Source organism: Paenibacillus sp. FSL M8-0228 (genome assembly GCF_038007385.1).
GTDB classification, from domain to species: domain Bacteria; phylum Bacillota; class Bacilli; order Paenibacillales; family Paenibacillaceae; genus Paenibacillus; species Paenibacillus polymyxa_D.
In genome coordinates, this window is record NZ_JBBOXA010000001.1 from 1,554,110 (window position 1) to 1,579,038 (window position 24,929).

Annotated in this window: 26 protein-coding genes; 18 read left to right on the top strand and 8 right to left on the bottom strand. The window is 45.2% G+C overall.

The features are described 5' to 3' along the window. Positions 1–15: 15 nt before the first annotated feature. Together MKY98_RS07105 and MKY98_RS07110 are read right to left on the bottom strand one after the other, a co-directional pair. Positions 16–771 carry a threonine/serine exporter family protein gene (locus MKY98_RS07105; RefSeq protein WP_029516404.1) on the bottom strand — a complete coding sequence of 252 codons (756 nt, stop codon included), beginning with the start codon at positions 769–771 and terminating at the stop codon, positions 16–18. A 113-nt stretch (positions 772–884) separates the two neighbouring features. Further along, entirely contained in the window at positions 885–1,739 is an 855-nt protein-coding gene (locus MKY98_RS07110; RefSeq protein ID WP_029516405.1) for a hypothetical protein, read from the bottom strand. A gap of 358 nt (positions 1,740–2,097) precedes the next feature. Here MKY98_RS07110 and MKY98_RS07115 point away from each other — a divergent pair, with 358 nt between their 5' ends. Both MKY98_RS07115 and MKY98_RS07120 read left to right on the top strand, forming a co-directional pair. Continuing rightward, complete coding sequence (locus MKY98_RS07115; protein ID WP_069012555.1) at positions 2,098–2,829, top strand: HAD family hydrolase; 732 nt, start codon at positions 2,098–2,100, stop codon at positions 2,827–2,829. 137 nt (positions 2,830–2,966) lie between these two features. Next, entirely contained in the window at positions 2,967–3,647 is a 681-nt protein-coding gene (locus MKY98_RS07120) for a serine/threonine protein kinase (protein ID WP_029516407.1), read from the top strand. A gap of 84 nt (positions 3,648–3,731) precedes the next feature. Here the strand turns inward: MKY98_RS07120 and MKY98_RS07125 are convergent, their stop codons facing one another. Then, on the bottom strand, positions 3,732–5,150 hold the full coding sequence (locus MKY98_RS07125; RefSeq protein ID WP_029516408.1) for an NAD-dependent malic enzyme: 1,419 nt from the start codon (positions 5,148–5,150) through the stop codon (positions 3,732–3,734). Positions 5,151–5,423: 273 nt separating this feature from the next. Continuing rightward, a complete protein-coding gene (gene speD / locus MKY98_RS07130) occupies positions 5,424–6,230 on the bottom strand; it encodes an adenosylmethionine decarboxylase (protein ID WP_029516409.1) in 807 nt (268 codons plus the stop codon). A gap of 684 nt (positions 6,231–6,914) precedes the next feature. On the opposite strand from speD, the gene MKY98_RS07135 reads away from it, so the two are divergent. Next, positions 6,915–7,763 carry a hypothetical protein gene (locus MKY98_RS07135; protein ID WP_069012078.1) on the top strand — a complete coding sequence of 283 codons (849 nt, stop codon included), beginning with the start codon at positions 6,915–6,917 and terminating at the stop codon, positions 7,761–7,763. Between the two features lie 86 nt (positions 7,764–7,849). Here the strand turns inward: MKY98_RS07135 and MKY98_RS07140 are convergent, their stop codons facing one another. After that, on the bottom strand, positions 7,850–8,863 hold the full coding sequence (locus MKY98_RS07140) for an RluA family pseudouridine synthase (protein ID WP_069012016.1): 1,014 nt from the start codon (positions 8,861–8,863) through the stop codon (positions 7,850–7,852). A gap of 223 nt (positions 8,864–9,086) precedes the next feature. Here MKY98_RS07140 and recQ point away from each other — a divergent pair, with 223 nt between their 5' ends. From recQ to MKY98_RS07155, 3 genes are all read left to right on the top strand, one after another. After that, positions 9,087–10,985 carry a DNA helicase RecQ gene (gene recQ, locus MKY98_RS07145; RefSeq protein ID WP_069012018.1) on the top strand — a complete coding sequence of 633 codons (1,899 nt, stop codon included), beginning with the start codon at positions 9,087–9,089 and terminating at the stop codon, positions 10,983–10,985. 54 nt (positions 10,986–11,039) lie between these two features. Beyond that, a complete protein-coding gene (locus tag MKY98_RS07150) occupies positions 11,040–12,908 on the top strand; it encodes a B12-binding domain-containing radical SAM protein (RefSeq protein ID WP_069012020.1) in 1,869 nt (622 codons plus the stop codon). Between the two features lie 176 nt (positions 12,909–13,084). Next, complete coding sequence (locus MKY98_RS07155; RefSeq protein WP_029516414.1) at positions 13,085–14,398, top strand: alkaline phosphatase; 1,314 nt, start codon at positions 13,085–13,087, stop codon at positions 14,396–14,398. Between the two features lie 202 nt (positions 14,399–14,600). Here MKY98_RS07155 and MKY98_RS27045 read toward each other — a convergent pair whose 3' ends face one another. From MKY98_RS27045 to MKY98_RS07165, 3 genes are read right to left on the bottom strand one after another with little or no spacing between them, the layout of a single operon-like run. After that, on the bottom strand, positions 14,601–14,690 hold the full coding sequence (locus MKY98_RS27045) for a putative holin-like toxin (RefSeq protein WP_367988533.1): 90 nt from the start codon (positions 14,688–14,690) through the stop codon (positions 14,601–14,603). Between the two features lie 39 nt (positions 14,691–14,729). Further along, a complete protein-coding gene (locus MKY98_RS07160; RefSeq protein ID WP_029516415.1) occupies positions 14,730–15,335 on the bottom strand; it encodes a DedA family protein in 606 nt (201 codons plus the stop codon). A gap of 15 nt (positions 15,336–15,350) precedes the next feature. Next, positions 15,351–15,926 (bottom strand): class I SAM-dependent methyltransferase, encoded by a 576-nt coding sequence (locus MKY98_RS07165; RefSeq protein ID WP_029516416.1) that lies wholly within the window; start codon positions 15,924–15,926, stop codon positions 15,351–15,353. A gap of 287 nt (positions 15,927–16,213) precedes the next feature. Between MKY98_RS07165 and MKY98_RS07170 the strand changes: the two genes are divergently transcribed. From MKY98_RS07170 to MKY98_RS07225, 12 genes are all read left to right on the top strand, one after another. Further along, positions 16,214–16,426, top strand: a complete 213-nt coding sequence (locus MKY98_RS07170) for a hypothetical protein (RefSeq protein ID WP_245249060.1) — start codon at positions 16,214–16,216, stop codon at positions 16,424–16,426. Between the two features lie 53 nt (positions 16,427–16,479). Further along, positions 16,480–16,833: a FlxA-like family protein gene (locus tag MKY98_RS07175; RefSeq protein WP_069012023.1), complete on the top strand. Its 354-nt coding sequence runs from the start codon at positions 16,480–16,482 to the stop codon at positions 16,831–16,833. 297 nt (positions 16,834–17,130) lie between these two features. Further along, the gene (locus MKY98_RS07180) at positions 17,131–17,559 is read left to right on the top strand and encodes a GNAT family N-acetyltransferase (protein WP_069012025.1); all 429 of its coding nucleotides are present in this window, start codon (positions 17,131–17,133) and stop codon (positions 17,557–17,559) included. A gap of 11 nt (positions 17,560–17,570) precedes the next feature. Then, positions 17,571–18,032 (top strand): hypothetical protein, encoded by a 462-nt coding sequence (locus tag MKY98_RS07185; RefSeq protein WP_069012027.1) that lies wholly within the window; start codon positions 17,571–17,573, stop codon positions 18,030–18,032. Between the two features lie 36 nt (positions 18,033–18,068). Then, positions 18,069–18,881, top strand: coding sequence for a helix-turn-helix transcriptional regulator (locus MKY98_RS07190; protein WP_069012029.1), 813 nt, complete (start codon positions 18,069–18,071; stop codon positions 18,879–18,881). A gap of 105 nt (positions 18,882–18,986) precedes the next feature. Beyond that, the gene (locus MKY98_RS07195; RefSeq protein ID WP_069012030.1) at positions 18,987–19,943 is read left to right on the top strand and encodes an aldo/keto reductase; all 957 of its coding nucleotides are present in this window, start codon (positions 18,987–18,989) and stop codon (positions 19,941–19,943) included. A 267-nt stretch (positions 19,944–20,210) separates the two neighbouring features. Further along, the gene (locus MKY98_RS07200; protein ID WP_069012034.1) at positions 20,211–20,702 is read left to right on the top strand and encodes an 8-oxo-dGTP diphosphatase; all 492 of its coding nucleotides are present in this window, start codon (positions 20,211–20,213) and stop codon (positions 20,700–20,702) included. Between the two features lie 2 nt (positions 20,703–20,704). Next, the gene (locus MKY98_RS07205; RefSeq protein WP_069012035.1) at positions 20,705–21,703 is read left to right on the top strand and encodes a phosphotransferase family protein; all 999 of its coding nucleotides are present in this window, start codon (positions 20,705–20,707) and stop codon (positions 21,701–21,703) included. A 47-nt stretch (positions 21,704–21,750) separates the two neighbouring features. After that, positions 21,751–22,272 carry a GNAT family N-acetyltransferase gene (locus MKY98_RS07210; RefSeq protein ID WP_069012036.1) on the top strand — a complete coding sequence of 174 codons (522 nt, stop codon included), beginning with the start codon at positions 21,751–21,753 and terminating at the stop codon, positions 22,270–22,272. A gap of 28 nt (positions 22,273–22,300) precedes the next feature. After that, positions 22,301–22,750 (top strand): hypothetical protein, encoded by a 450-nt coding sequence (locus MKY98_RS07215; protein ID WP_069012037.1) that lies wholly within the window; start codon positions 22,301–22,303, stop codon positions 22,748–22,750. A 189-nt stretch (positions 22,751–22,939) separates the two neighbouring features. Continuing rightward, a complete protein-coding gene (locus tag MKY98_RS07220) occupies positions 22,940–23,974 on the top strand; it encodes an NAD(P)/FAD-dependent oxidoreductase (protein ID WP_069012038.1) in 1,035 nt (344 codons plus the stop codon). Between the two features lie 143 nt (positions 23,975–24,117). Then, a complete protein-coding gene (locus MKY98_RS07225; protein ID WP_069012039.1) occupies positions 24,118–24,783 on the top strand; it encodes an HD domain-containing protein in 666 nt (221 codons plus the stop codon). The last annotated feature ends 146 nt before the right edge of the window (positions 24,784–24,929 follow it).

A 24,929-nucleotide genomic window follows, 5' to 3' on the forward strand; every position in this document is an offset into this window, starting at 1 on the left:
TGAATCTCCTCCGAATCACATATAAGAAATGATCACCGCAACGCCAGCTCCAATGCCGAAAGACGTCAGGCAAGCATCGGCTCCCTTGGAAAGACCCGAAACAAGGTGCCCGGACATTAAATCACGGATGGCATTTGTAATTAACAAGCCTGGAACCAGTGGCATGACAGAGCCAATAATAATTTTATCCATCATCTGTCCCCAGCCTACTATCGTTAATAGAGCCGCCAGCAAACCGATTAGAAAAGATGCAGAAAACTCTGAGAAAAACTTAACCTTAACGAGCCTGTGAAAATACTGTACGGCTGCAAATCCGATACCTCCGCATAACACAGCTGCGGGGAAATCTCGCCAAACTCCACCAAACATGATCATAAAGCAACCGCTGGCCAACGCAGCAGCCATCAGCTGTATACGGTTAGAATAACGGAGGGGACCACATTCAATCTCCGAAAGCTCCTTGACGGCAGCGCGGGGAGACAAATCACCTGTGCTGATTTTACGTGAAATGGAATTGACCTCTGTCACCTTGTGCAAATCGGTGGTCCGCTCTACGATGCGAATGAGCGTGGCAGGCTCCGAGTCATTAATGGCAAAAAAAATCCCAGTTGGTGTGACATAGCTATGGGACTGGGATATGCCATAGGCCGAAGCAATGCGGGACATCGTGTCTTCAACACGATAGGTTTCGGCTCCATTTTGCATCATCAGTTTGCCCGCCAACAGACAAACCTCAATGATTTCAGGAGTAGGATAGGAATGATTATTCATGCTCGCTCTCTTTCATTCGTACCGGGCCGTTCGACCCTATTATTTTCATTTATTGTAGCACAAAAAGCCGCCTTTTCGGAGGCGGTTAGGTTAGGGGAAATCCAAGGAATTCGTCATGATTCTATCATATCAGGAATAACGGTATAGTAGGACTCTTCCAGATATGTTGCGGCCTCAGATAGGCCCATCAACTTAAGCTGTCCAGCTACAAAAGCACGAAGGGCAGAATGGGTGAACAGATGCCGTGTCTGGGCATCTCGAATAAAGGCCAGTCTGGCTTCACGCGAACCGTTGTGGAATAACTCACGCACAGCTTCGCCTTGTTGTTCCCAAAGGAAAGGCTCCGTTACGGTCAAGAGTGCACTCTCCTTAGAAGAGCTATGCTTCGCAGAAGAAGATACCTGAATGCCCAAGCCGTTCAGCGTAGGAGCTGCTTCATTGTGCTTCCGTTCTGTACGCAAACTATCGATATAGGCAGCCATATCCTGAATCGGTTCGATACCAAAGCGTTCCCGGAAGCATTCGCGTACAAACGCGGTACGTTCATCTACAACCTGAGGCAGTCGCTGACCTGCATGTCCAGAATAGTCATCTCCACTGGCGTAGTATCGTTGTAATGAACTGTTCTCTGTATAAACAACACTTAAAAAATCCTGCAAATGACGGGCAACCACCCATACACCCGTCCAATCGACGGGAGATACGCATACGATAGGGGCCTGTGAAAGGTCCTTTTCAAGACCAAAATCCGTTAAAAAGCCATAATGTATTCCGTCCACCCCTGCATGGGCAAAAGGAATAACATCTGGTGGTGTAGCCATATATCGTGGCGCGCGGCCCTGCTCCATAATCAATCCCAAATCAAAACTCAAAGAATGCCGGTTCGCTTCGAGCTCCTTTTCAAATTCTATAAGTGCCTCAATCAAAGGTGTAGCTGATCCATAGGCTAGGTTAGAACCGGAATCCATCGTGTATGCCTCCCTTATCCAATACATCCATAAAGCGTCCATCCCTAAAAGGTACGTGATTTTACACGAAATGTAAACCTGTATGACGAATCTTTTCAAAAATGTGACCTTTTACCCGTGTGTTGTCAAATAAAACGCTTTCGGGCAAAGCAGGACAAGATACCTATATTAGCTCGGTAGAGAAGTAAAGTGAGTTTGCGAAAATGCGGTCTTTTTCAGTGTATGTTAGCAACCGTGAAGTGTGAATGCAGGAGCGCAGTGTGAAGGACAGGGTGCAACGCAACAGGCCAACGGGTATAATATCAGGACAAGGTGAAAAGGAGCGACATCCGAAGATTTAACAGAAAGAAGTGGGCATATGAACTTGCAAAAGAAGGCTATTTTTTTTGATGTAGATGATACGATGTACGATCATTTGCACCCTACACGCGATGCATTGCGAACAGTATTAGGATTGAGTGAGCGTTTTCCTTTTGAGAAAGCCTACCATCGTATTCGCTATTATAGCGATGTACTATCGGCTAAAGGAGGACTACTGGAGGGGAAGGCAGGGACGCATGAACTGGATGAGATGAGAGAAGGCCGTTTCATTCTGGCTTTACAAGAATTCGGGATAGAAATTACCCGTGAGCAGGCAGAACATGTTCAAGAAGAATATTTGGATCGTCAGTACCGAATTGAGCCTTTTGAGGGGGCTACCTCGTTAATAAATGATTTGAGCTCGGCTGGCTTTTTAGTTGGATTAATTACCAACGGTCTTGAAGAACACCAGATGAGCAAGATCAAGGCTATGGCGTTGGAAAATCATGTTGCAGCAGAGCATATCTTTGTATCTGGAACCGTTGGCTATGCCAAGCCTGATCCGCGCATTTTTGAAGTAGTGAACGAACGGACAGGAACGTTAGCAGAGCACTGCTGTTACATTGGGGATTCCTGGCGCAATGACGTGGCGGGAGCTATAGCTGCGAATTGGCAGGTGATCTGGTTCAATCACAGGAACGCTCCCCCGGAAACTGACGTGCTAGGGATCTATAAAACAGCAGCAAGCTATGCAGAGTTAAGAAGGTTGCTTTTGCCGGACGCTCGTTAGACACGGCACATACCGTTTTTTCTAAAAGAATCAACCTATTTTGAAGCCATTCCCAAAGCTAACCCGTAATACTATTTATCTGTTATAGATCTAATTTCATTGGTAATGGTTTAGAACAGAAAAGGAGGGGATCGCGCATGGTAGAACAATGGAGGCAGGCAGAAGACATCATAAGTCAAGTGACCGTATACAGTACAGAGGATAATGATCCGGTTACCATTAAAACAGCCACTCAAGACGTCCGCTGTATTGGCATCGGGACAGATGCGGCCGTATTTACGCTGGATACGTTGCCAGGCTACGCATTCAAGGTGTACTCAGACATGGCGATCGACAAGAAAGATGCGGAGGCCGACGTATATGAGCGTTTGCGAGGGTCTGACTTTTTTCCTCATTATTACGGAAAAGGCGACAAGTATATTGTCATAAGTTATGAATCCGGTATTACGCTGCTGGATTGTTTGCTGCAAGGAATTCCTGTGCCAGAGCAGGTCATTCTGGATGTGGAAAAGGCGAGAGAATTTGTCCGATCCAAGGGGCTGAACCCCCGTGACATCCACCTCAAGAATGTACTCATGCAAGACGGGCGTGCCAAGGTATTGGACGTATCTGAATACGTGAAGGAAGGCGATGACAAGCGCTGGGAGCATTTGGTGTGGGCGTATCATACGTTTTATTCCGGTATCTCGGAGGTTAAAGTTCCCTCATGGATTTTGGATACGATTAAAAAATGGTACTACAAGCTGGACAACTCCAACTTTAATCTGGAGGAATTTGCCCAGCGTGCCAGTCAATTGTTCTCTAAATGGAGGTCATAACCGCTGTGGAGATAACGGATATGCAGCCTGATCTTCCCATAGCAAAAAGGATTGCACCCGCATTAGGGGAGCAATCCTTTTCTTTTATCTGAAATCCCGAGGCACTCTTCTCGCTGTACCGCTCGCAATCGCGGCTTGAATTACCTTTTCACGCACCCGTTGAACCGCACTCTCGTTAAATACACCAGGGATTATATACAGCTTGTTTAGTTCTTCAGGACGGATCGTGCCTGCGATGGCTTCTGCGGCCGCCAGCTTCATCTCTTCGTTGATTTCACGGGCACGGCAGTCGAGCGCCGCTCGAAAGATGCCAGGGAAACAAAGCACATTGTTAATTTGGTTAGGATAGTCCGAACGTCCGGTGGCGATGACACCCGCAATGTCCTCGACGTCCTCTGGCGCAATTTCAGGAACCGGGTTAGCCATAGTGAACAGTACCGGGGCTTCTTTCATACGTTTCACGTCTTCTCGTTGCAGTAGCCCGCCTGCCGAGAGTCCGATAAACACGTCAGCGTCCTTCAGAACCTCGGACAGCGTGCCAGACAGCCGTTCGGGGTTGGTATGCTGTGCATACCAGTTCCACATCTGATGCTCGTATGTTTCATCCGCTGTAAGCGCTCCGTGACGATCTACGCCAATGATATTGACTGCTCCTGCAGATAGCAAAATTTTCGTACAGGCCACACCTGCAGCCCCGATACCACAGACGACAATTTTGACGTCAGACAGGGCCTTGCCGACAACCTTGAGCGCATTGATCAGCCCTGCGTACAAAACGACAGCTGTGCCGTGCTGATCGTCATGAAAAACAGGTATGTCCAGCTCGTTACGTAACCGCTGTTCAATCTCAAAGCATCGTGGCGATGAAATATCCTCCAGATTAATACCGCCAAAGGCTGGGGCCAATTGCTTAATGGCCTTAATGATTTCTTCGGTGTCCTGCGTATCCAGACAGATGGGAAAGGCATCGACGGACCCGAGCTGCTTGAACAGCATAGCTTTGCCTTCCATAACTGGCATGGCTGCATAGGGACCGATGTTGCCTAGCCCGAGGACAGCGCTTCCGTCAGAGACGACGGCGACCGTGTTGCGCTTGATCGTCAAACGGAAAGCTTTGTCCGGTTCCTCGTGAATCGCCATACATACGCGTGCCACATCGGGGGTATATACCCGGGATAAGTCATCGCGGTTTTGAATGGGGACCTTGGGCTGCATTTCAATTTTGCCCCCGAGGTGTAATAGGAAGGTACGATCAGAGATGGATAATACCTTAACACCTTGTGCTTTTTTAATCCGGGCAATCATTTGATCGATTTCTGCTGGATCAGCAATGGTGACTGTAATATCTCTCACAGTGACCTTCTCAGAGGTGCGGATGACGTCAATGGCGATTACATCCCCGCCATGTTCGTTTACCAACGTAATCAATTGACCAAATTGGATGTGCTCTGTGGAAATTTCCAATCGTAAAATGATATTTTTACCGCCAATACCGCCTTGCATGCAAATTCCTCCTTTGTCTTCCATGACAAAATCATACGTAGGATCGATTGATTGCGCTTACAATATGAAGCGGATGTAAAATCTATGCTGATATTTCAAATTAATGGTTTCTTCCCCTATCATAGTGAACAATCACTCGCTTGTACAGATTAAGTTGAGTAATATCTTTTATTTTGCATCAAAAAAAGGACGAAAGCCTGGCTGTATTTCAGTCCAAGCGATCATCCTTTTTTTCAATGAAATGATTCACTTTATTTTCACACATTCGATCTGTTACGTCATATTTTTACCGTAGTAAATTTCGTCCATTTCAATTTTGAGACGTGTTGATATATTTTGTTGCTCTTTTTCAGTCAGACTTTCCTTGGTGTAGCCGAACAGGTAATTGTCTAAATCGAATTGTTTTAGCTTACATTTGGTATGGAAAATATTTTCCTGATACACATTCACGTCGATCATGTCATACTGACTGCGCACTTCGTCTGGAATATAGTTTTGAATGGAGCCGATATCATGGTCGATGAAAAGCTTATGTCCATTCATATCACGTGTGAAGCCGCGTACCCGGTAATCAATCGTCATAATGTCGGTGTCGAAAGAATGAGTCAAATAGTGGAGTGCCTTGAGCGGGGAGATTTCCCCACAGGTAGAGACATCAATATCTGCTCGAAACGTACTGATCCCCTCGTCTGGATGATATTCCGGGTAGGTGTGAACCGTAATGTGGCTTTTATCCAGCTGTATCACGACAGATTCAGGTAGGGGGCCTGGTGACTCGGCATAAGATTCAGTCGGAACCTCCACAATGGGTCCCTCTGATATAAGTACTGTCACGCTGGCTCCTTGAGGAACATAATCCTGCTGGGCTACGTTGAGCACATGGGCGCCGATAATGTCAGATACATTTTTTAAAATAGCTGTCAGCCGATCTGAGTTATATTGTTCATCAATATATTCAATATACGCCTCGCGTTCTTCTTTGGTTTTGGTGTAACAAATATCGTACATATTGAAGCTCAATGATTTGGTCAGGTTGTTAAATCCGTGCAGGGTAATCCGCTGTTCCGGTGTTATGGTCATAGGCTATTTCCCCTTATAGTCGCAGTATTCATACATAATATTCCCAACACGCCTTTTCATATACCGATTCATAAAATCAGTTCTGTAGCTGTTAGATTAAAGGCTTGAACAAGTATGTCTTACCCGTTTGGCATAATTAAAAACAGGCAGGGGAGTGGCTTTGTTTTTACATGTATGGAAATTTTAATGTATATATACTTTATTTCTTACTCAGCAATTTTTAAGTAACAGGACTTATAATATGAACTATGTATACGAAGAAGGAACTGAACTGACAGAGAACTCGTAGTAGAACTTAAGAACCAGGTTAGTAATTCAGTAATTTAATGTGTATCACCTTCACAATGCCGAAAGCTTAACCGAATATGATTATAGACCCGGAAAAATAGTGATTTTGTATATTGCATAAATCGAGAAAGCAACTTCAGCTAATAATATGCGTATAATAAAATAAACGTAAGAAGCTGAGAATTATGAAGTTAAAATGAATTTGTTAGCGAGTTTAATTTACAAACCGATCCCATGTTACTGTCAGGATTTTGCACAATTCGATTCCAGTCGCTCCGAAGTGCAAGATATAGACGAACTAAACTACTTCGTTCTATACCTTTGTTCATTGGAAGTCGCTTATTGGATTTTTGCAAAATCCTTTACTGTAAGAAAAACGGTGGAAGGAGTATCAAGATGCTGGCTTTGTCCGATCCGGCCTGGACTCTGCTCCAAGGCCCTTATGGTTCTTCTCAATACGTCCCGGAAATGTTGAAGCAGCTCCAAGCCGGATATGATGGCGAAATGGCTGACACCTTGTATTGGGAGGAGCTGTATCACCAAAATACGTTGTATACTTGTACATTTGCGGCTGTACCTTACCTTGTAGACATTGCGTTAAAAAGTTCTGATATAGGGATTCGTGCAGATATATATAACATTTGCGGAATATTCGAAGCGAAGAATAACAATCCCTTACATACCAAAGTTCCTTTGGAATTTACAAGGGATCAGGTGAAAGTGGATTCTAGTCTGGCTGAATATATTTACGCGCAATATCGGTGTGCCATTGTCCGACTTGCAGAATTGACTGAAGAAATGATGCTCTATGCGAAAGAACACGAAGGAGATGTCGGTAAACGCTATGTTCTGGCTGCGGGTGCCGCTTTTCAGGGTTATCGCAGCATAGCTTATATGCTACAAAGCTTCGATACTGGTGACGAATATACGCTGGATTGTCCGCATTGCGGTACCCCGCTCTATATTTGGCCTGATGAACAGAATGACACCCTGGTTGTCTATGATAAGGATCCTGTAAATTCAGATAATCTGGTTCCCCGACCGATCCGCCCCCGTTCATTAGATCATAGAGGTGCTAATATGCAGTGGTTACACGAATATGCCCAAAAAATTGAAGAGAACAAGCTGATTGCCCAATTACCCTATTTAAATGGTTGGGTAGATTGTCCAGTGTGTAATACGCCCATATATATATGGGATGAGTTGATGAAAATGGCTGATGGTGTTCGGAGGTATACCGCTTAATCAATCAAAAAAGGGTGCTGTCCTTCTACAGCCCCCTCATTTCCTCTTCTATTTTTCTATCTAATCTCCGTATGCTTTGCTCAATTCTACTCCCGGAACGGATTCAAAAAGGTTTTAGGGATGTCGGATTCAAAACGCAGCAATACCCCGGTGACGGGATGAATAAAAGACAATACCCTCGCATGTAGGCCAAGGCGCCCAATCGACTTGGATTTGGAACCGTATTTTTTATCTCCAACAATGGGATGACCGATATCCTCCATATGTACGCGGATTTGATTTTTGCGTCCGGTTTCCAAACGTACTTCCAGCAAAGAAAAATGCCGATTGGCTTGAAGTAGCTTGTAATGAGTGACTGCGTGTTGTCCGTCATTCGGATAAGGACTGGAATACATTTTTAGCGTCTTGCTTTCTTTCAGCCATGAGGTGATTGTACCCTCAGCTTTTTTAACCTGTCCTTCTACAAGAGCAATGTATGTTCGTTCATACACAACTTCCTTCCACGCTTTTTGCATTTCCTGCTGTATGGCTTCGCTTTTCGCAAACATCATCACTCCTGATGTATCACGATCCAAACGATGCAGTACAAAAATACGATTGTACGGATGCTCGCGTCTCACATGGGCCGTAAGCTGGCGATAGGCTGTTACTTCCTGCTCCTGCGCTGAAGCCACGGACAGCAACCCGGCATCCTTATGGATAACGATAATGGCTTCATCCTCATGCAAAATACGTAGCCCAGTCAGTGGTACGACGGGAATTACCTTTTCCTTGGAAAGAGCGACAGTCTGACCTTGCTCCAGTGGAAAATTATGCACGGTACGCGGAATGCCGTTGACGGACACCTGCCCACGAGCCAGTGCTGATTTAATGGAGTTGCGACCCATGCCAGTCACATGCTCTACTAAAAAGCTTAACAGCTCGGCAGGCTCCTGGACGATGTATGTTTTGGCAGGGGCTTTATCAAAAGCATTCGTTCTCCGTGGAGCTTCCGGTCTATGGGAGCCAGATCTTCCGGCAGGTTTATGACTGCGTTTGGAATGGCTTGCGTTTGACGTAGATTTTGTATGATTTTTCCGTTGGGGTTTCCGATTGTTCATGGGTTCTTTCTCCTTCTTGGAACCGTGTCTCTTCATAATTATGGACAAATTTTCGGCACCGTGTTCACTATATCATGAGAAAACAGCGAACGCCATAAGGGACTAAACCAGATTGGCAGTCTTCTAGCGGTTGAACATTACCCTGAACCCCGGTAAACTAAAGGTAACGAAAGAAAAGCCGATATGCGTCAAGGACGCTAGAAATATGAGGAGTTTTGAAACTATGAGTGTACAAGCACCAACCTTGGAACGGGCGCAGGACTTGCTGCAAAAATTTTATGGCTATCCCGATTTCCGGGAGGGACAAAAGAAAATTGTGGCCAGTATGCTGGAGGGCAACGATACGTTGGGCATCATGCCGACAGGGGGCGGAAAATCGATATGCTACCAGATCCCCGCGTTGTTGCATGAGGGGCTGACCATTGTCGTGTCACCGCTCATTTCGCTGATGAAGGACCAGGTGGATGCGCTGACCACGATGGGGATTGCTGCTGCCTACATCAATAGTACGTTGAGTGGTCGAGAAGTGAATGATCGCATACGAGCCGCACGGAATGGTGACTTGAAGTTACTGTATGTCGCACCGGAACGACTCGAACTGGACTGGTTTCGCGATGAAATGGCTCAGTTGCCGATTTCCTGCGTAGCGGTAGATGAGGCTCACTGCGTATCCCAGTGGGGCCATGATTTCCGTACCAGCTATCTGGCTGTGGCTCCATTCGTGGACGGGCTGTATGAACGTCCAATCGTGGCTGCGTTTACGGCAACGGCGACACCGCAGGTCATGGATGACATCGTGCGCTTGCTTCGTCTGCGCTCACCGGAGACGTTCGTTACAGGCCTTGGACGGCCCAATTTGGCGTTCAGTGTGCTGCGCGGGGAAGACAAACGCAGCTTTTTACTGAATTACGCCCGTGAGCATGAGGGTGAATCCGGCATTATTTATGCTGCGACACGTAAGGACGTGGACGATTTGTACCAACGGCTGCGTGACGCAGGCATGGCGGCTGGACGCTATCATGCCGGGATGACAGATCAGGAACGTGAAGATAGCCAGGAAGGGTTTCTGTACGACGATATCCGTGTCATTGTAGCAACCAATGCCTTCGGCATGGGGATAGATAAATCGAACGTACGCTATGTCATTCACTACAACATGCCTAAAAATATGGAGGCGTACGTGCAAGAGGCGGGACGCGCAGGACGTGATGGCGACCCGAGTCAATGTATTTTGCTGTTCGGACCGCAAGATATTGTGACGCAGAAGTTCCTGATTGAGCAAAATCCACAGGATGAAGACCGCAAGCGTAATGACTATCGCAAGCTCCAGCAGATGGTTGATTATTGCTACACGACTCGTTGCCTACGTACAGCACAGCTTGAGTATTTCGGAGAAGCGGAGGAGCATAAAGCTTGCGGCATATGCAGTTCATGTACAGATGAACGGGAACTGGTTGATATGACCATAGATGCGCAAAAGATTTTTTCGTGCATTCATCGCATGCGGGAACGTTATGGGGTCTCGATGGTCGCCTCGGTATTGAAAGGCTCGCGTAACAAAAAAGTGCTGCAGTATGGTTTTGACAGCCTACCAACCTATGGCGTGATGGGCAACCGGACGGAAAAAGAGATCGCCGAAATCATCAATGTTCTTGTTTCGGAAGGCTATCTGATGTTGTCCGAGGGACAATATCCAGTCGTACGCTTGCAGCAGCTTGCCGCTGAAGTGCTGAAGGGCCAGCGAGAAGTCATGCAGCGTGTTGTGCGACATGCCACGGCTTTTGCAGGTGGAGCAGGTTCACGCGGACGACAGGGACGCGATGCATACCCGGCTGCAGTCAACGAAACCGTGTTCGAGCAATTGCGCCTGATCCGCCGCGATCTGGCCGCTCAGGAGCATGTACCGTCTTATATCATTTTCAATGATGCGACGCTGCGTGAGATGAGCGTAGCGAGCCCGCAATCCGAGGCAGACATGTTGCGGATCAAGGGTGTCGGAGAAGTGAAGTTCCGCAAGTACGGCAAGCCGTTTCTTGATTTTTTTCAAAATCAAGGGAATATCGGAGGAACGGTAAGTGAGGACGAGATTTATACAGACGATGTGTACGAGGATTTTGAATAGCCATACTAAGATAAGGATATAAAAGTTCATGCAAACTATAGAAGGTTGTGACCTATGAAAGTCATTTTATCAACGTTAAATGCAAAATATATTCATACCTCGCTGGCCATCCGATGTCTCAAAGCCTACAGTGAAAAGGACTTTGATATCGAGCTAGCGGAGTACACGATTAAAGACCCGGTGATGAACATCGTATCCGATTTGTTTCAACGGGGGGCAGATGTCATCGGCTTTTCCTGTTATATTTGGAACATTGAAGAGACGATTAAAGTCATCGATGTATTGAAAAAGATTATGCCCGAAGTCAAAATTGTTCTGGGTGGTCCAGAGGTATCCTACGATACGGATCACTGGATGAAGCGTTTGGCGAATGTGGACTTTATCGTGGTTGGTGAAGGAGAGGAAACATTCCATCAACTGCTGCAGGAGCTGGAAGGGGATCGCAAGTTCCATTTTGTGTATGGACTGGCTTACCGTAAGGGAGAAGAGGTTATTCAGATGCCCGGTCGTCCGAAAGCGGACTTGAACGAGTTGCCGTCGCCCTATCGTTTTGCTGAAGATATACCGGAACTCGGGAAACGGGTTGTTTATTTCGAAACGAGCCGGGGCTGTCCGTTCAGCTGCCAGTTTTGTCTGTCAAGCATCGAAGTTGGGGTGCGTTATTACGATATTGAGCGCACAAAGTCAGATATTTTATATCTGATCGACAATGGAGCCAACCTAATCAAGTTCGTGGATCGGACGTTTAATATTAAACGCGATTATGCACTGGAAATGTTCAAATTTTTGATTGAAAATCACCGTGGATGTGTCTTCCAGTTTGAGATTACGGCAGATATTATGCGTCCCGAGGTATTGGATTATTTGGCGGAAAACGCGCCGCCGGGCGTATTTCGTTTTGAAATCGGCGTCCAATCAACGAATGATCCTACTAATGAGCTGGTTAAGCGTCGCCAGAACTTTACCAAACTTTCTCGTACTGTTACAAAGGTCAAACAAAGCGGTAAAATCGACCAGCATTTGGATTTGATCGCCGGATTGCCCTTGGAGGACTACAACACATTCCGTAAAACGTTTAATGACGTTTTTGCGCTCGGCCCGGAAGAGCTTCAACTTGGCTTCCTCAAAATGCTGCGTGGCACCGGACTGCGTATCGACGCAGACAAGTATAACTATACGTATATGGATGTTGCGCCGTATGAAATGCTGAGCAATGACGTCCTTTCCTTTGCCGATATCGTCCGACTCAAGCGCTTGGAAGATGTATTGGAAAAATACTGGAACTCTCATCGTATGGATCATACAGTCAACTATCTGATTGAGCGTGAATTCTCGTCCGCCTTTGATTTCTTTCAGGAATTCGGAGACTACTGGGAAGGACAGGGCTGGCAAAAAATCGGACATCAGCTCGAAGACTTGTTCACACGTCTCCAGTCCTTTCTGGAATCGCGTGGAACAAAGCGAATGGATATGGTGCTTGGACTGATGAAGCTTGATTATTTCCTTAACCATAAATATAAGCCGCGTAAAATTTGGTGGGAGCATAGCTTGGAGAAGAATGATTGGTCCAGCTATATGAAAATGGTTCTCCAGCACCCGGATGCGCTGTTGTCACCTGTGGTTGCAGATTTTGTGGCAGATGCGAGCAAGGAGAGTACAGGCGGAACGGATGTAGGCAGTCAACAGCCGCAGCCATACCGCGAGATTATCCCAGCCTTTGCTTCCTTGAAGCTGAGTGAAAAAGAACTGCAAAAGCACGCTGTGCTGGATGTACTGCCGTTCAGTCTGGATCATATCCTGAGTGGGGGTAGCCCATTGACTGCCGAAGGCCGCACGCTTCTGCTTGTAGTCTATCAGCAAAATGGACAGCAAAAGCCGCTCTACTACACCATGCCGATCGGCAAAAATATCGCTGCGATTTAATATAAGAGGCATCGACTTTGATATACCAAGAGTCGGTGCCTTCTTTTGTCTTATAAAAAACAGGTGAGCACTCCAAATTTTACATTCGTGTAATCTATTGCTTTACGATGCTTTACAAAGCAGATATATGATTACTTTATCATATATGAATATTAAATTTATTGGAGTGTGACCTTGTGAAAAAGCGTTCGATGAAAAAGAGTATCCTTGCTTTAGGTGCCATTACCGTTTTGAGTGCGCCATTGTTATCTGCTAATATCCCTAACGCTTTTGCAGCCTCATCTAATACCAAGTCTACTACGACACAGGTATCCAAAGGACAGAAAACCTCGTCAGCGAAAGTCGATGCCCCTAAGAATGTCATTCTCTTTATCGGCGATGGTATGGGAGAAGCAAGTCGCAACGCGATTCGCTTGGCGACGGTAGGGAAATCGGGATTACTTGAAATGGACAACATGCCTGTAACCGGCCTGGTTAGCACAAGTTCAGGGGATAACCTGGTTACGGATTCTGCCGCCGCTGCGACTGCTATTGCAACAGGTGTGAAAACGTATAACGGCGCGATTGGAATGGATTTGAATAAAAAACCAGTGACAACGATTATGGAGCTGGCTAAAAAAGCAGGCATGTCTACAGGTGTCGTGACGACAAGCCAAGTGACAGACGCAACGGGGGCTGCCTTTGGTGCGCATGTCGAAAAACGCTCCGCTCAAAGCGAGATTGCCAAACAGTATTTGGAGAAAAGCAAGCTGGATGTTATTCTGGGCGGTGGTGAGGATTTCTGGTACCCTGCCGGAACAGTAGGCAAACATCCAGATGCTCCGGCAGAAGATCCTGAGGAAGCGAGTAAGGGAACTCAAGGGAATTTGGTAGAACAAGCGAAGAAGCTGGGTTATAGCTATGTGACGGATCAGACAGGAATGAAAGCAGCCAAAGGTTCTAAGTTGCTGGGGCTGTTCGCCAATGAAGAGATGTTCCAAGCTCACAACAAGCAGGGTAACTCTTACAATCCAACGGTTTCTTTACCGGATATGACGACCAAAGCGATTGATGTTCTTTCCAAAAACCAAAAAGGTTTTTTCCTGATGGTAGAAGAAGAAGGAACGGATGAGATGGCGCATGACAATGAAGGTGAGCTAACGATTAAGGCTGGGCAACAGCTCGATAAGGCCGTTAAAGTAGCTAAAGATTATGCCAAAGCACATCCAGATACATTAGTGTTGGTGACGGCAGATCATGAAACGGGCGGTTTGGCGATTGAAGGCGAAGATGCGGAGGATGAATCCGGTGAGGGTGTTTCCAAAGAGGACGGCCCTTTTACTGTAAAAGGCTCTAATGAAAAGTTTTATATTGACTGGACCACGGGAGGACATACATCTGTTGATGTGGCGTTAACCGCGATGGGCCCAGGTTCTTCTCAGTTTAGCGGGAATTACCCGAATACTGCCATTCATGATAAGCTGGTTAAGTTGCTTCAATTAAAGAAATAGCTCGGGTGTAAGCCGCCACTTTAAAGGCTTTCCATATTGGCAATATGGTTTTTCCTGTGATAAACTAAAGCTAATAAGTATATACTGAAAAATAGCAAAGATGCAGCCAACATCCTCACTCTTTTACAACAGCCGCTTATAAGGGCGGTAGTTGTAGGGTTGAATTAGTAAAATAGACCGCATTCCTTTTCCAGAGGGCGGTCTATTTCTTTTTGTTGAAGGAAAGAATCAAGATCACCAATGTCGCAAATTGAATCATCAACATCAATGTATCTTTAACCTCCACAGGCATCACCTCCTTTGCAGGAGACTAGCCGACCGTGTTCTACCTTTACTCCTCCGTTGTTTTCTTTCCCCATACTAATTTCATTATAAAAAATATAATGGTCAGCATGATGACAAGCAATGCCATCTGCAAGCCATAACGATGAATCAGTTCTCCTACTGCCTGTACATGATCGCCAAAGATACGCCCGAGTAGAAAGAAGATCAGCGTCCAGATCAAACCCGTTGAATAAGAGAAGAGGGCATAGCGCTTGAAGCTCATTTTATTGATTCCGACAATATAAGGAATAATGTGACGGACGATCGGCAGCAAATAACTGATGCAAATAGTGAAGTTCCCATACTTATGTATCAATTTTTCCGAAAACGTAATGTACTTGTCCATTTTTTTCTTCCGGCGTAAACGTTCTAGAATCGGTGTGCCCACGGTTCTCCCCAATACATAACCTAAGGACAAGCCTGATATAACCCCAAGATATACAATTAAAAAAGCGGGTAACGGATGAAGTATGCCCATGCCTGTTACAGCCCCGCCAGTCATCACAATGACTTCATCCGGGATGGGTAGACCCACAATCCCAAGCCATAGAGAAAAGAATAATGCTGCATAGCCGTATTGTTCGATGATGGAAATTAAATATTCCACGTCCATACCCGTACTCCTTTCTTAAGCTTTCTTTCGGCATACATACACGAATGCGGGTGGAACATTCATGGGCACAAACTTGATTTCTTCAATATCAAACCATTCACCTAACTGCTGCTTCATCTGTTTAGAGTATTGAAAGGCCACAAACATTCCTCCATCCCTGAGCGATAGATGAATTTGTTCTACAATTTGATTCCGCATCGCTTGTGGAAAATTGAAAAAAGGCAGCCCGCTGATTATGCAATCAAGCTGTTCTATTTGGGCATTTTTCATAGCAAGCTGAAGCTCACGCGAGTCGGAATAGCATAGATAATTCGGGAATCTTCTTTTTAAACTCTGCTGCATGGTTTGGTCTTTCTCAAAGAGTAAAACCTTAGGTTGAAATTCAGCAGCAGACGGGATGTATTGGGTAATTGCCCCTGTTCCAGCACCAAGCTCGGCAACAGCATGAACTTCACTCCATGGAATGGATTCTATCATATTTTTAGCTAAAAATCTGGAACTTGGTGTTACACTACCCACGTATGCAGGCGAGTACAAAAATTTGACTAGGAACATAAGTCTCTCGTGAACCAAATGGCTAATACGGATCATACATCATTTCCCTACTTTCAATTTTTAAAATACGTTCATTTATTCTTTGCTAAGAGTAACAAATTATCCCTTTACTTACTCCTGTCTCAAGTAGGGTTGATCCCCCCGTCTTGCGGAGGGGATTTTCCTTGACTATGGTCTAGGAAATAATAAAAGGGTTACGGTATTAATGAGTCTGTATTGATTCAGTTATCATTCAGCATACCCTCAGGTTGCATTCAGATTTGCTACCGATGAAAGGTAGGTGGGCAGCTAAAAACATTATGTACACTGAGAGGGGATCTACTTTGTCACTATCCATTAACAGGCATCTCATCACGACTTCCTATGATCATTCGAACATGGTGAAGTCATATGAGAATGGACTAAATACCACGGGGCATACCACACACAAGAAATCTAACGATTCACTCGAACTGAGCAAGGAATTCATGAAATACACGGGAGGAATGCAGGCTCCGCTTCCTACGAATGCCACAGAGTGCAACACCATAGCTTAGAACCGGTTAGCCCACACGTGTAAACTCATACTTTTATAAAGGGGAAATCTCGTATGAACATTTCATCCACATCCAGCAGTTCTATATCTATTTCAAGCACTTCATCTTCATCCAGTACCAACGATACAGCTAGTCTGGAAAAGCAAAAAGCTCAACTTGAAGCGGAGTACAACAAGGTACAGCAAAGTAAGGATAATAAAGATACAAAAGAAGCAAAAATGAAGCAGCTTCAGCAACAAATTAAACAGATTGAAGCTCAAATTGCACAGCAAAGTTCGCAATCCAGCAGTACGTCAACTCCAAAAATGGAAAAGCCCGCTCCAAGTAACACAGAAACAACTCGTATCAACAGCGCTAACAGCAGCGATATTACGGGAGTTGGGAGATCACTGGATATTTCAATTTAATCATCCCCTCTCTTCTCCTGTATGGCAGACGATGGATATAAAGGATAGCAGGTTCTCCGTTTCAGAGGGGCCTGCTTTTTTCGTTACTAAATATTTTGCATGAATCCAGGGAACGACTTTAATCAGCGATATTTAGATTAGAATAATTCTGTCCATCTAAATTGAATCATGTGACTAAACACAGAAAAATATATACAATATATAACAGTAGAAAGATAAAAGTATTCTAATCATAGTGTTTTATATATTTGAATTAGGAAGGTGTTATTATTCATTTCAAATTGGAGGATTTATGCCATGACGCTGGAACCTCAGATGAATCGAAGTAGTAGAGATGAAGCCCGTTTAGTCAGAAATAAGTTGATTGAGTTTAATGCGAAACACGTTCCAACAGATATTCGAACCCAATACGAAGAGATTAATCTTACGCTTAAAAATGAAGACGGTCAGGTGATAGGCGGTCTCCTAAGTGTACTATGTTGGAACTGGGTGGAGGTTGATATTTTGTGGGTAGATCAGAGCTACAGAGGAAAGGGCTACGGTTCACAACTACTTGGTGAAATTGAACAAATTGCTAGAGATAAAGGGTGTGATTTTATACAACTTAATACCTTTACTTTCCAAGCGCCCGAATTCTATGAAAAGCAGGGGTATGAAGTCGTTGGTGTCATTGACGATGCTCCGAGAGGCTTTAAACACTATTATTATAAGAAAAATATCTACTGAGGACTCTATAGATGCGCGTACAGATCAAGGAAATAAATAAAGATCAGCATATCACCATTCGTAATATTGGCAAGGAAAAAGTATACGGCTACTGGACATATTTTTGGCATGAACTGACTTCTGGATATGCGTATGTTGTCCCGTATGAACAAAGCTTAAATAAGATGATTCCCGGTTGTGTAATTTCGGTCGAGACTTCTCAATCCAGTATAGAGGGGTTCAGGAGGCTGAAGCCTACTGAAGAGACAGGGATTTTTCGACCTCAACCAAAGCTAGGCGACTATTGGATTCAAGGAACGATACATCAAGTGATGCAAGGCGAAGCAGACGAGATAGAATGTGTGGAGATTGTAGTAGGAGACACTACGTTTATTTTGGATTCTGAAGAAGTGAATGGTGATGTCAACGTTAAAGCGGGCGACGGTGTCGCCTTTGAAATCATAGGCCTACAGTTGTTTGACGAGGGACTGTGAGCGTTCTATAGCGATTGATTCGAAAAGAGGTAACACATGTCTAATGATAATAGTAAATCGAAAACGTTGGGAGCTTTTCTGAAATCACGTCGAAATCGACTTCAACCAGAGCAGGCAGGTCTTAGACTTTCACAGGGTCAGCGAAGAACACCGGGGCTTCGCCGAGAAGAAGTTGCGATGCTGGCAGGTGTCAGTGCGACGTATTACACATGGCTGGAACAAGGTAGAGAAGTAACAGCATCTAAGGAGATTATCGAAAGTATAGGAGAAGCTCTACAATTAACTCATGATGAGAGAGCACATCTAATTCAATTGTGGAATCCCAATGAGGCGGTTGCGATTTCGCCCATCCATACAAGGCTGAATCCACAGTGGCAACATATTATTGATCAGTTGTCCTATCCTTCCTTTATCAGCAATGAAAAAGCGGAAGTGCTTGCTTGGAATAGCGCGGCGAATGAGGTGATTACCGATTTTTCTTCCCTGTCCGTTTCTGAACGTGTCATGATTCGTTTATTGTTCGTGGATTCCGAATTACGTCGTCGAATGGTTAACTGGGAAGAATTCGCGTCCTATTCGGTAGCTGTTTTTAGAACCTATTATGACAAGTATTTAGGAGATCCTTGGTTTGAGGAGACGGTAGAACGGCTGCGTGTGGAAAGTATGGAGTTTGACACCATGTGGAAGCAGCATCATATCCAGCTCAAAAAGGTGAATCGGGTTTCCCTTCAAATCCCTGGCGCTGTGGAAGCAGTTTCCTATGATATTAATTCTTTAGCAAGCATTACGGACCAACCGGGTCTGCACTTTTGTATCTACACGCCAGTAAGCCAATCCTCTGCCTGGTAATCTTGTTACTAGTATAAACGTACTGTGGTTGCCTCCATATGGGTTCATTAGAATGAGTACATGTTCATTCCATCCATTTACCCAAAGAAAAGAGGGAACCATGATATGCTGAAAAGGAAATTGGGACATGAAGGGCTGGAGGTATCAGCTCTGGGCCTTGGCACGATGATGATGCCGAACAACGAGGAGTCGGTGCGTACACTTCAGGGAGCGCTGGACCTTGGTGTAACGCTGTTTGATACAGCAGATCTTTATGGTGAAGAATACGCACAGCAGAAGTTCGGCGGCAATGAGAAGCTGGTTGGACGTGCGCTCAAGGGTCGTCGAGAGGAGGCCGTGATTGCCACTAAATTCGGGATCACGCACACTCAGGGGCCCAAGGGAGATCCGGCATATCTCAAAAAATCCGTGGACGCCAGTCTATTTCATCTGGGGATTGATTATATCGACCTGTATTATCAGCATCGAGTCGATCCCAATACTCCGATTGAAGAGACCGTCGGAACGATGGCCGACTTGGTTAAGGAAGGGAAAATCCGTTATATCGGCTTGTCGGAAGCGTCGGCTGAACAGATCCGCCGCGCGCATGCGGTGCATCCAATTAGCGCGGTAGAAACCGAATATTCCTTGTGGAGCAGAGAAGTGGAAGATGATGTTCTTCCGCTACTGAACGAATTGGGAATCGGCTTCGTACCCTACAGTCCACTGGGTCGAGGTTTCCTCACGGGACAGATCAAGAAATTTGACGATCTGCCAGTGGATGATTACCGCCGTCATTTCCCTCGCTTCCAAGGCGAGAATTTCACCAAAAATCTAGAGGTTGTCCTCCTGATCGAAAAGCTGGCTGCCCAAAAAGGTTGTACTTCTGCTCAGTTGGGGCTGGCATGGCTGCTTGCGCAAGGCGACCATATCGTCCCGATTCCAGGAACGAAGAGATTGGAAAGAGTGCGTGAAAATCTTGGTGCCCTACAGGTCTCTTTGTCGGAAGCAGAGCTTCAAGAGATCGAGCGTATTTCGCCTAAAGGTTTCGCAGCAGGTTCTCGTTATCCGGAGCGTGCCTAGAAAACGGAGTATTGGCATGATGATTAAGTTTAGGATAAGACCGTTCCTTTCTGGAGCCGCTTGGTAGTACCAGCGGCTCTGTAGAAAGGCGGTCTTTTTTTTACTAATTTTGACCGACTTAGGCATGAGTTCTCAAGTCTAGTCTATGGTTAGAGTTATTGCGCTCTACAAAATAACGAGTTAAAGTATGGGAAATGCCATATTTAACCACAGTTTGTCGGTGTGAAAGTAAAACTAGATTTTAGTGAATCGTGAATAAAGAAAGGTATGATCGGATTGACAACAGAAGTGACACACAAAATATATACCATGTGTATGATTCAGGACGGAAGTAAGGTATTGCTTATGAATAGACCCAATCGAAAGGGGTTTCCGGGTTATATTGCTCCAGGAGGAAAAGTAGAGTTTCCAGAAAGCATTGTGAATGGGGCCATTCGTGAAGTAAGGGAAGAAACAGGCTTAACCGTTACGAAAATCGTATTTAAAGGAATCGACGAATATTGTGACCCAAGCCAAGGGCTGAGATATATGGTCTTTAACTATTTGGCTACAGCCACTGAAGGTGAACTATTAAAAAATCCCCCCGAGGGAGAACTGCTGTGGGTGGATATGAAGGAAGCGCTAAATCTGCCGATGCAGGATTGGTTTAAGCGGAGATTTCCATTGTTTTTTGAGCCAGGAACGTTTGAAGTTAGTTCCGTGTGGCTGGCGGATACAGATGAAACTCTGGAAGCAACGATTAAGAGCTATGGTGTATAGAGATGACGACGACCATATATTTCTCATCTAATCGGCTAGGCGAGGTAACAATTGAACAAGTGCAAAGGATGCTGAATCGTTTTGATTTGGGACGTTTGCTGTCTTACGAAAAAACGGCAGAAGGTGTCCTAGGGCAAACTCTCTATGTTTCCTCAACGGCTGGGCAGTTTGTGCTGAAGGGGAACCCGCTTTTTCCAGGGCAATGGGTAGAAGAAAAATTTATGGTGGAGCAAATACAGACGCGGACTCCAATTCCCGTGCCAACGCCGTATCTTGTGGATCATACAGAGGACATTTTTGGCTGGAGCTATGCACTTATGCCCCGTCTATACGGTCAGCATATACATACACCTGAGTTGCAAGCAAAGCTGACCTCGCTGGATAAACAGCAAATGGCTGAAATGCTTGCTACTGTTTTGTTAGTGCTTCATAGATGGAAGGTTAAGAATAGTGGAGAGCTGGATACAACAACTCTAGGCATTCGTCCTTTTGAAGTCTCTTATCGAGTATGGTTGTATGGACGAATTCGCTATTGGCTAGAGGATGCCCAAAAATACTCGAACATTTCTGTACAGGATATGGAATGGGTAGAGGAAATATTGGAGGGCTCCCATCAAGCATTCGATCAGCTGGAAGCTGCCACTTTCGTGATGGGGGATTTTAAACCGCAAAATTTCCTTGTGCAGAATGGGAATAAAGGCTGGGGAGTCAGTGGTCTTTTTGATTTTACGACAGCCTATTTTGGGGATGGGGTTGCAGATCTTCCGAAAATAACCACCATGTATCTGGAGAACGGCGAAGAAGAATTGGCAAAAGGTTTTCTTACTGCTTACGCACAAGGGATGCAAGCTAAAGAAGGATTTACTGAGCGTTTCCGGGTGCATATGCTGCATCAGCAGGTTCTAAACTGGGGATGTGCCAAAGCGATGAAGCAAATCACTTGGGATGATAAGCTCTCTTTTGCAGATTGGGCGCAAAAATTCATGGATATTGAGGTATAAAGCAATAGCAGACAAATTGAGTGTTTAAAGAGGAGGTAGTGAGTGGGATGCAGACCGTCAGATTGGTAAAGCCGGATCAGGACTGGAAGGAAGCTTATCTTTCATTTTATGAGGAATGGAAACAGAGCCAGGAGCATATGGTACCTTGGGTGATCTCTGTAGAGCCGTACGATTTTGAAGGTATGCTGACGTTTTTAAGTAATCAGGAAAATGGAATGAACCTGTCTGAAGGCTGGGTCAAAAGCTCCACATACTGGCTTGTGAATGCGAATGAACAGGTTGTGGGAGCGGTGAATATCAGGCATGACCTTAACGAACACCTAATGAATGCCGGAGGTCATATCGGTTACGGTATCCGTCCTTCTGCACGAGGGAACAGGTACGCTGTTACAATGCTGGCCTTGGCGCTGGAAAAAGCAAAAGAGCTGGGGATTTCCCGAGTCCTGGTCGTATGCGACTCCGATAATATTGCCTCCAAAAAAACAATCATACAAAACGGCGGAATGCCGGACAAGGATTACATAGAGGAAGACGGAAACCGTGTAAACCGGTTTTGGATCGAACTGTGAGTGAGAAAGAGAGGAACGCGAGAAGCTCATGAAATTATGGCCTGAATATGCGCAAAATATCATTGTTGGTGTTATTTTTGCAGGAAAATGGAATTGGTATGTGACGGAAAGAGAATATTGGTTTTTGAATACCGAGATGGAAGAACGGTTTGGTATCCCTATTTTGGATGAAACCACAGCAGGAGCATTTTTGGATCACATCTGTGAATATAAGGTGGCTACAGGGGAACTAACTTCAATGCTCCAGTTGCTGGATGATGCTATTCAGCATCAGGATGAAGTGCTGGAGTTTTATCCTGCTCTGTATGTTAACTTTGATGAGAAAGTTCTCTATTCGCTATTTCCTGAGCCAGCTTCGTTTGAACACTATGTCCCAGTGGGGTGGAAAGGAGAATATCAAAACTTTTTGAACGAGGTACCTTCATCTGAACAGTATTGGATGATCGATGGAAGTAACTTTTTTGAAACATTCACTTGATAGAACGAAAGAGGAAATGAATATATGGATGCTTCCATGCATGAGTAGCTATATTAACCCATAAAATGTAGTTCTAAGGTCACGAAAACCTCTCCAAGGGCCATGTTTTTATTTCCTAATTGATATTGATAATTATTATCACTTATAATAAAAGCAGACATATTACGCTATGATAGGGAGAGTTGCAGAGTGACAGTGTCCTTGGAATTATATGATGTAACGATCATCGGCGGTGGTCCTGCCGGTATGTATACCGCATTTTACAGTGGAATGAGAGATATGAAGACCAAGCTGATCGAAGCCAAGCATGAGCTGGGCGGACGGATGCGCATATACCCAGAGAAGATGGTATGGGATGTCGGGGGGGTTACCCCGGTTTTATGTGAAAAGCTGATTGATCAGCTGGAGCAGCAAGCGCGGACGTTCGAGCCTACCATTGTGCTGGGGCAGCAGATCACTGGTTTGGATCGGCAAGAGGATGGCACGTTCCTGTTAACTTCTGCCACAGGGGAACAGCATTGGACACGCACGATCGTTCTGGCAGTAGGCTATGGTATTCTCAAAATGGCTAAGCTGGAGATTGAGGGGGCGGACCGCTATGAGGTTACGAACCTGCATTATACTGTACAAGAGCTGGAGCCGTTCCGGGACAAGCACGTTCTGATTTCCGGTGGAGGCGACTCGGCAGTGGATTGGGCGAATGAGTTGGAGTCTATTGCGGCGAGTGTGACCGTCGTACATCGTCGGGATCACTTTGGCGGACATGAGAAAAATGTAGCTCGTATGAAGTCATCTTCGGTCCGTGTTCTCACACCATACGCGGTAAGTCAGCTACATAGTAACAATGGAGAGACGATTGAACAGGTGACGATCAGTCATATAGATACGGACGAAATACAGGTGTTGAATGTCGATGCAGTCATTGTAAATCATGGACTAAAATCCGATTTCGGCCCGCTTCGGGATTGGGGACTGGATATGGGGGAGTGGCATGCCCGAGTGAGCGAAAAGCTGGAAACGAATCTGCCAGGGATTTTCGCGGCAGGCGATTTTGTCGAGTACGGAAGCAAGCTGTATCTAATTGCTGGTACGTTCACAGATGCCGCCCTTGCATTGAACAGCGCCAAGCTGTACATTGATCCAGCAGCTGACAAAGCGGCATATGTATCTTCTCATAACAGTCGGTTCAAGGAAAAAAACCGTGAGCTTGGTGTCGTGGAGTAAGATAAGGAAACATAAGTTATATAGGATTAGAGATAGGGTAGGGAAAATGTAAAAGAACTTCCGCGACTACGATTGATGTGGTTTGCATTAAAAAATCAAACGAACCTACCATAGAAAGTATGGACTGGATTGAAAGGTGACATATGAAGAGACGAACGGAGCAACAGGAAGCGATTTGTGCAGATATTATTCAAAAGGCAGAGCCCTTTGTACAGCAACAGTTGGAGCATGATCATAGTGGTCACGATTGGTGGCATATAGACCGGGTGAGAAAGCTGTCTCTTAAAATTGCTGCCAAAGAGGGCGCAGATTCGTTTATTTGTGAACTGGCAGCACTGCTGCATGATGTAGCGGATGAAAAATTAAATGATTCCAAACAAGCCGGGCTAGATAAAGTAGAGCAGTGGCTGCTTCTGCATGTAAGTGATCTGGATATAATCGCGCACGTAATGACTATTATAGCTACGATGTCCTACAATGGAGGACAAAACCCGCCTATGGAGACGCTGGAAGGTCAAGTTGTGCAGGATGCGGATCGGTTGGATGCTCTTGGAGCGATTGGGATTGCAAGAACCTTTATGTATGCGGGCTCAAAAGGCAGTATGATGCATCACCCGGATAAAGATTTTTCACAGCATGAGTATCGTGCCGCAGGTAAAAGTGCCATATACCATTTTTACGAAAAGCTGCTCAAGCTCCAGGATTTAATGAATACCACTTATGCCCGAGAGCTGGCGGAGGTTCGGCATCAATGGATGGAGATGTACCTGGAGCAGTTCTATAGAGAATGGAATGTGGATGATAAATAGGGTGATTTAATAAGGCTGTTTCCTCTAACCGAGCGTATCGGAGGGGAAACGGCCTTTGTTTTTTATAAATGTCATATTGATATTATCGGAAACGTGTGTTATTTTATTGATAATAACAAAATGATAATAACAAAATAATATAAACT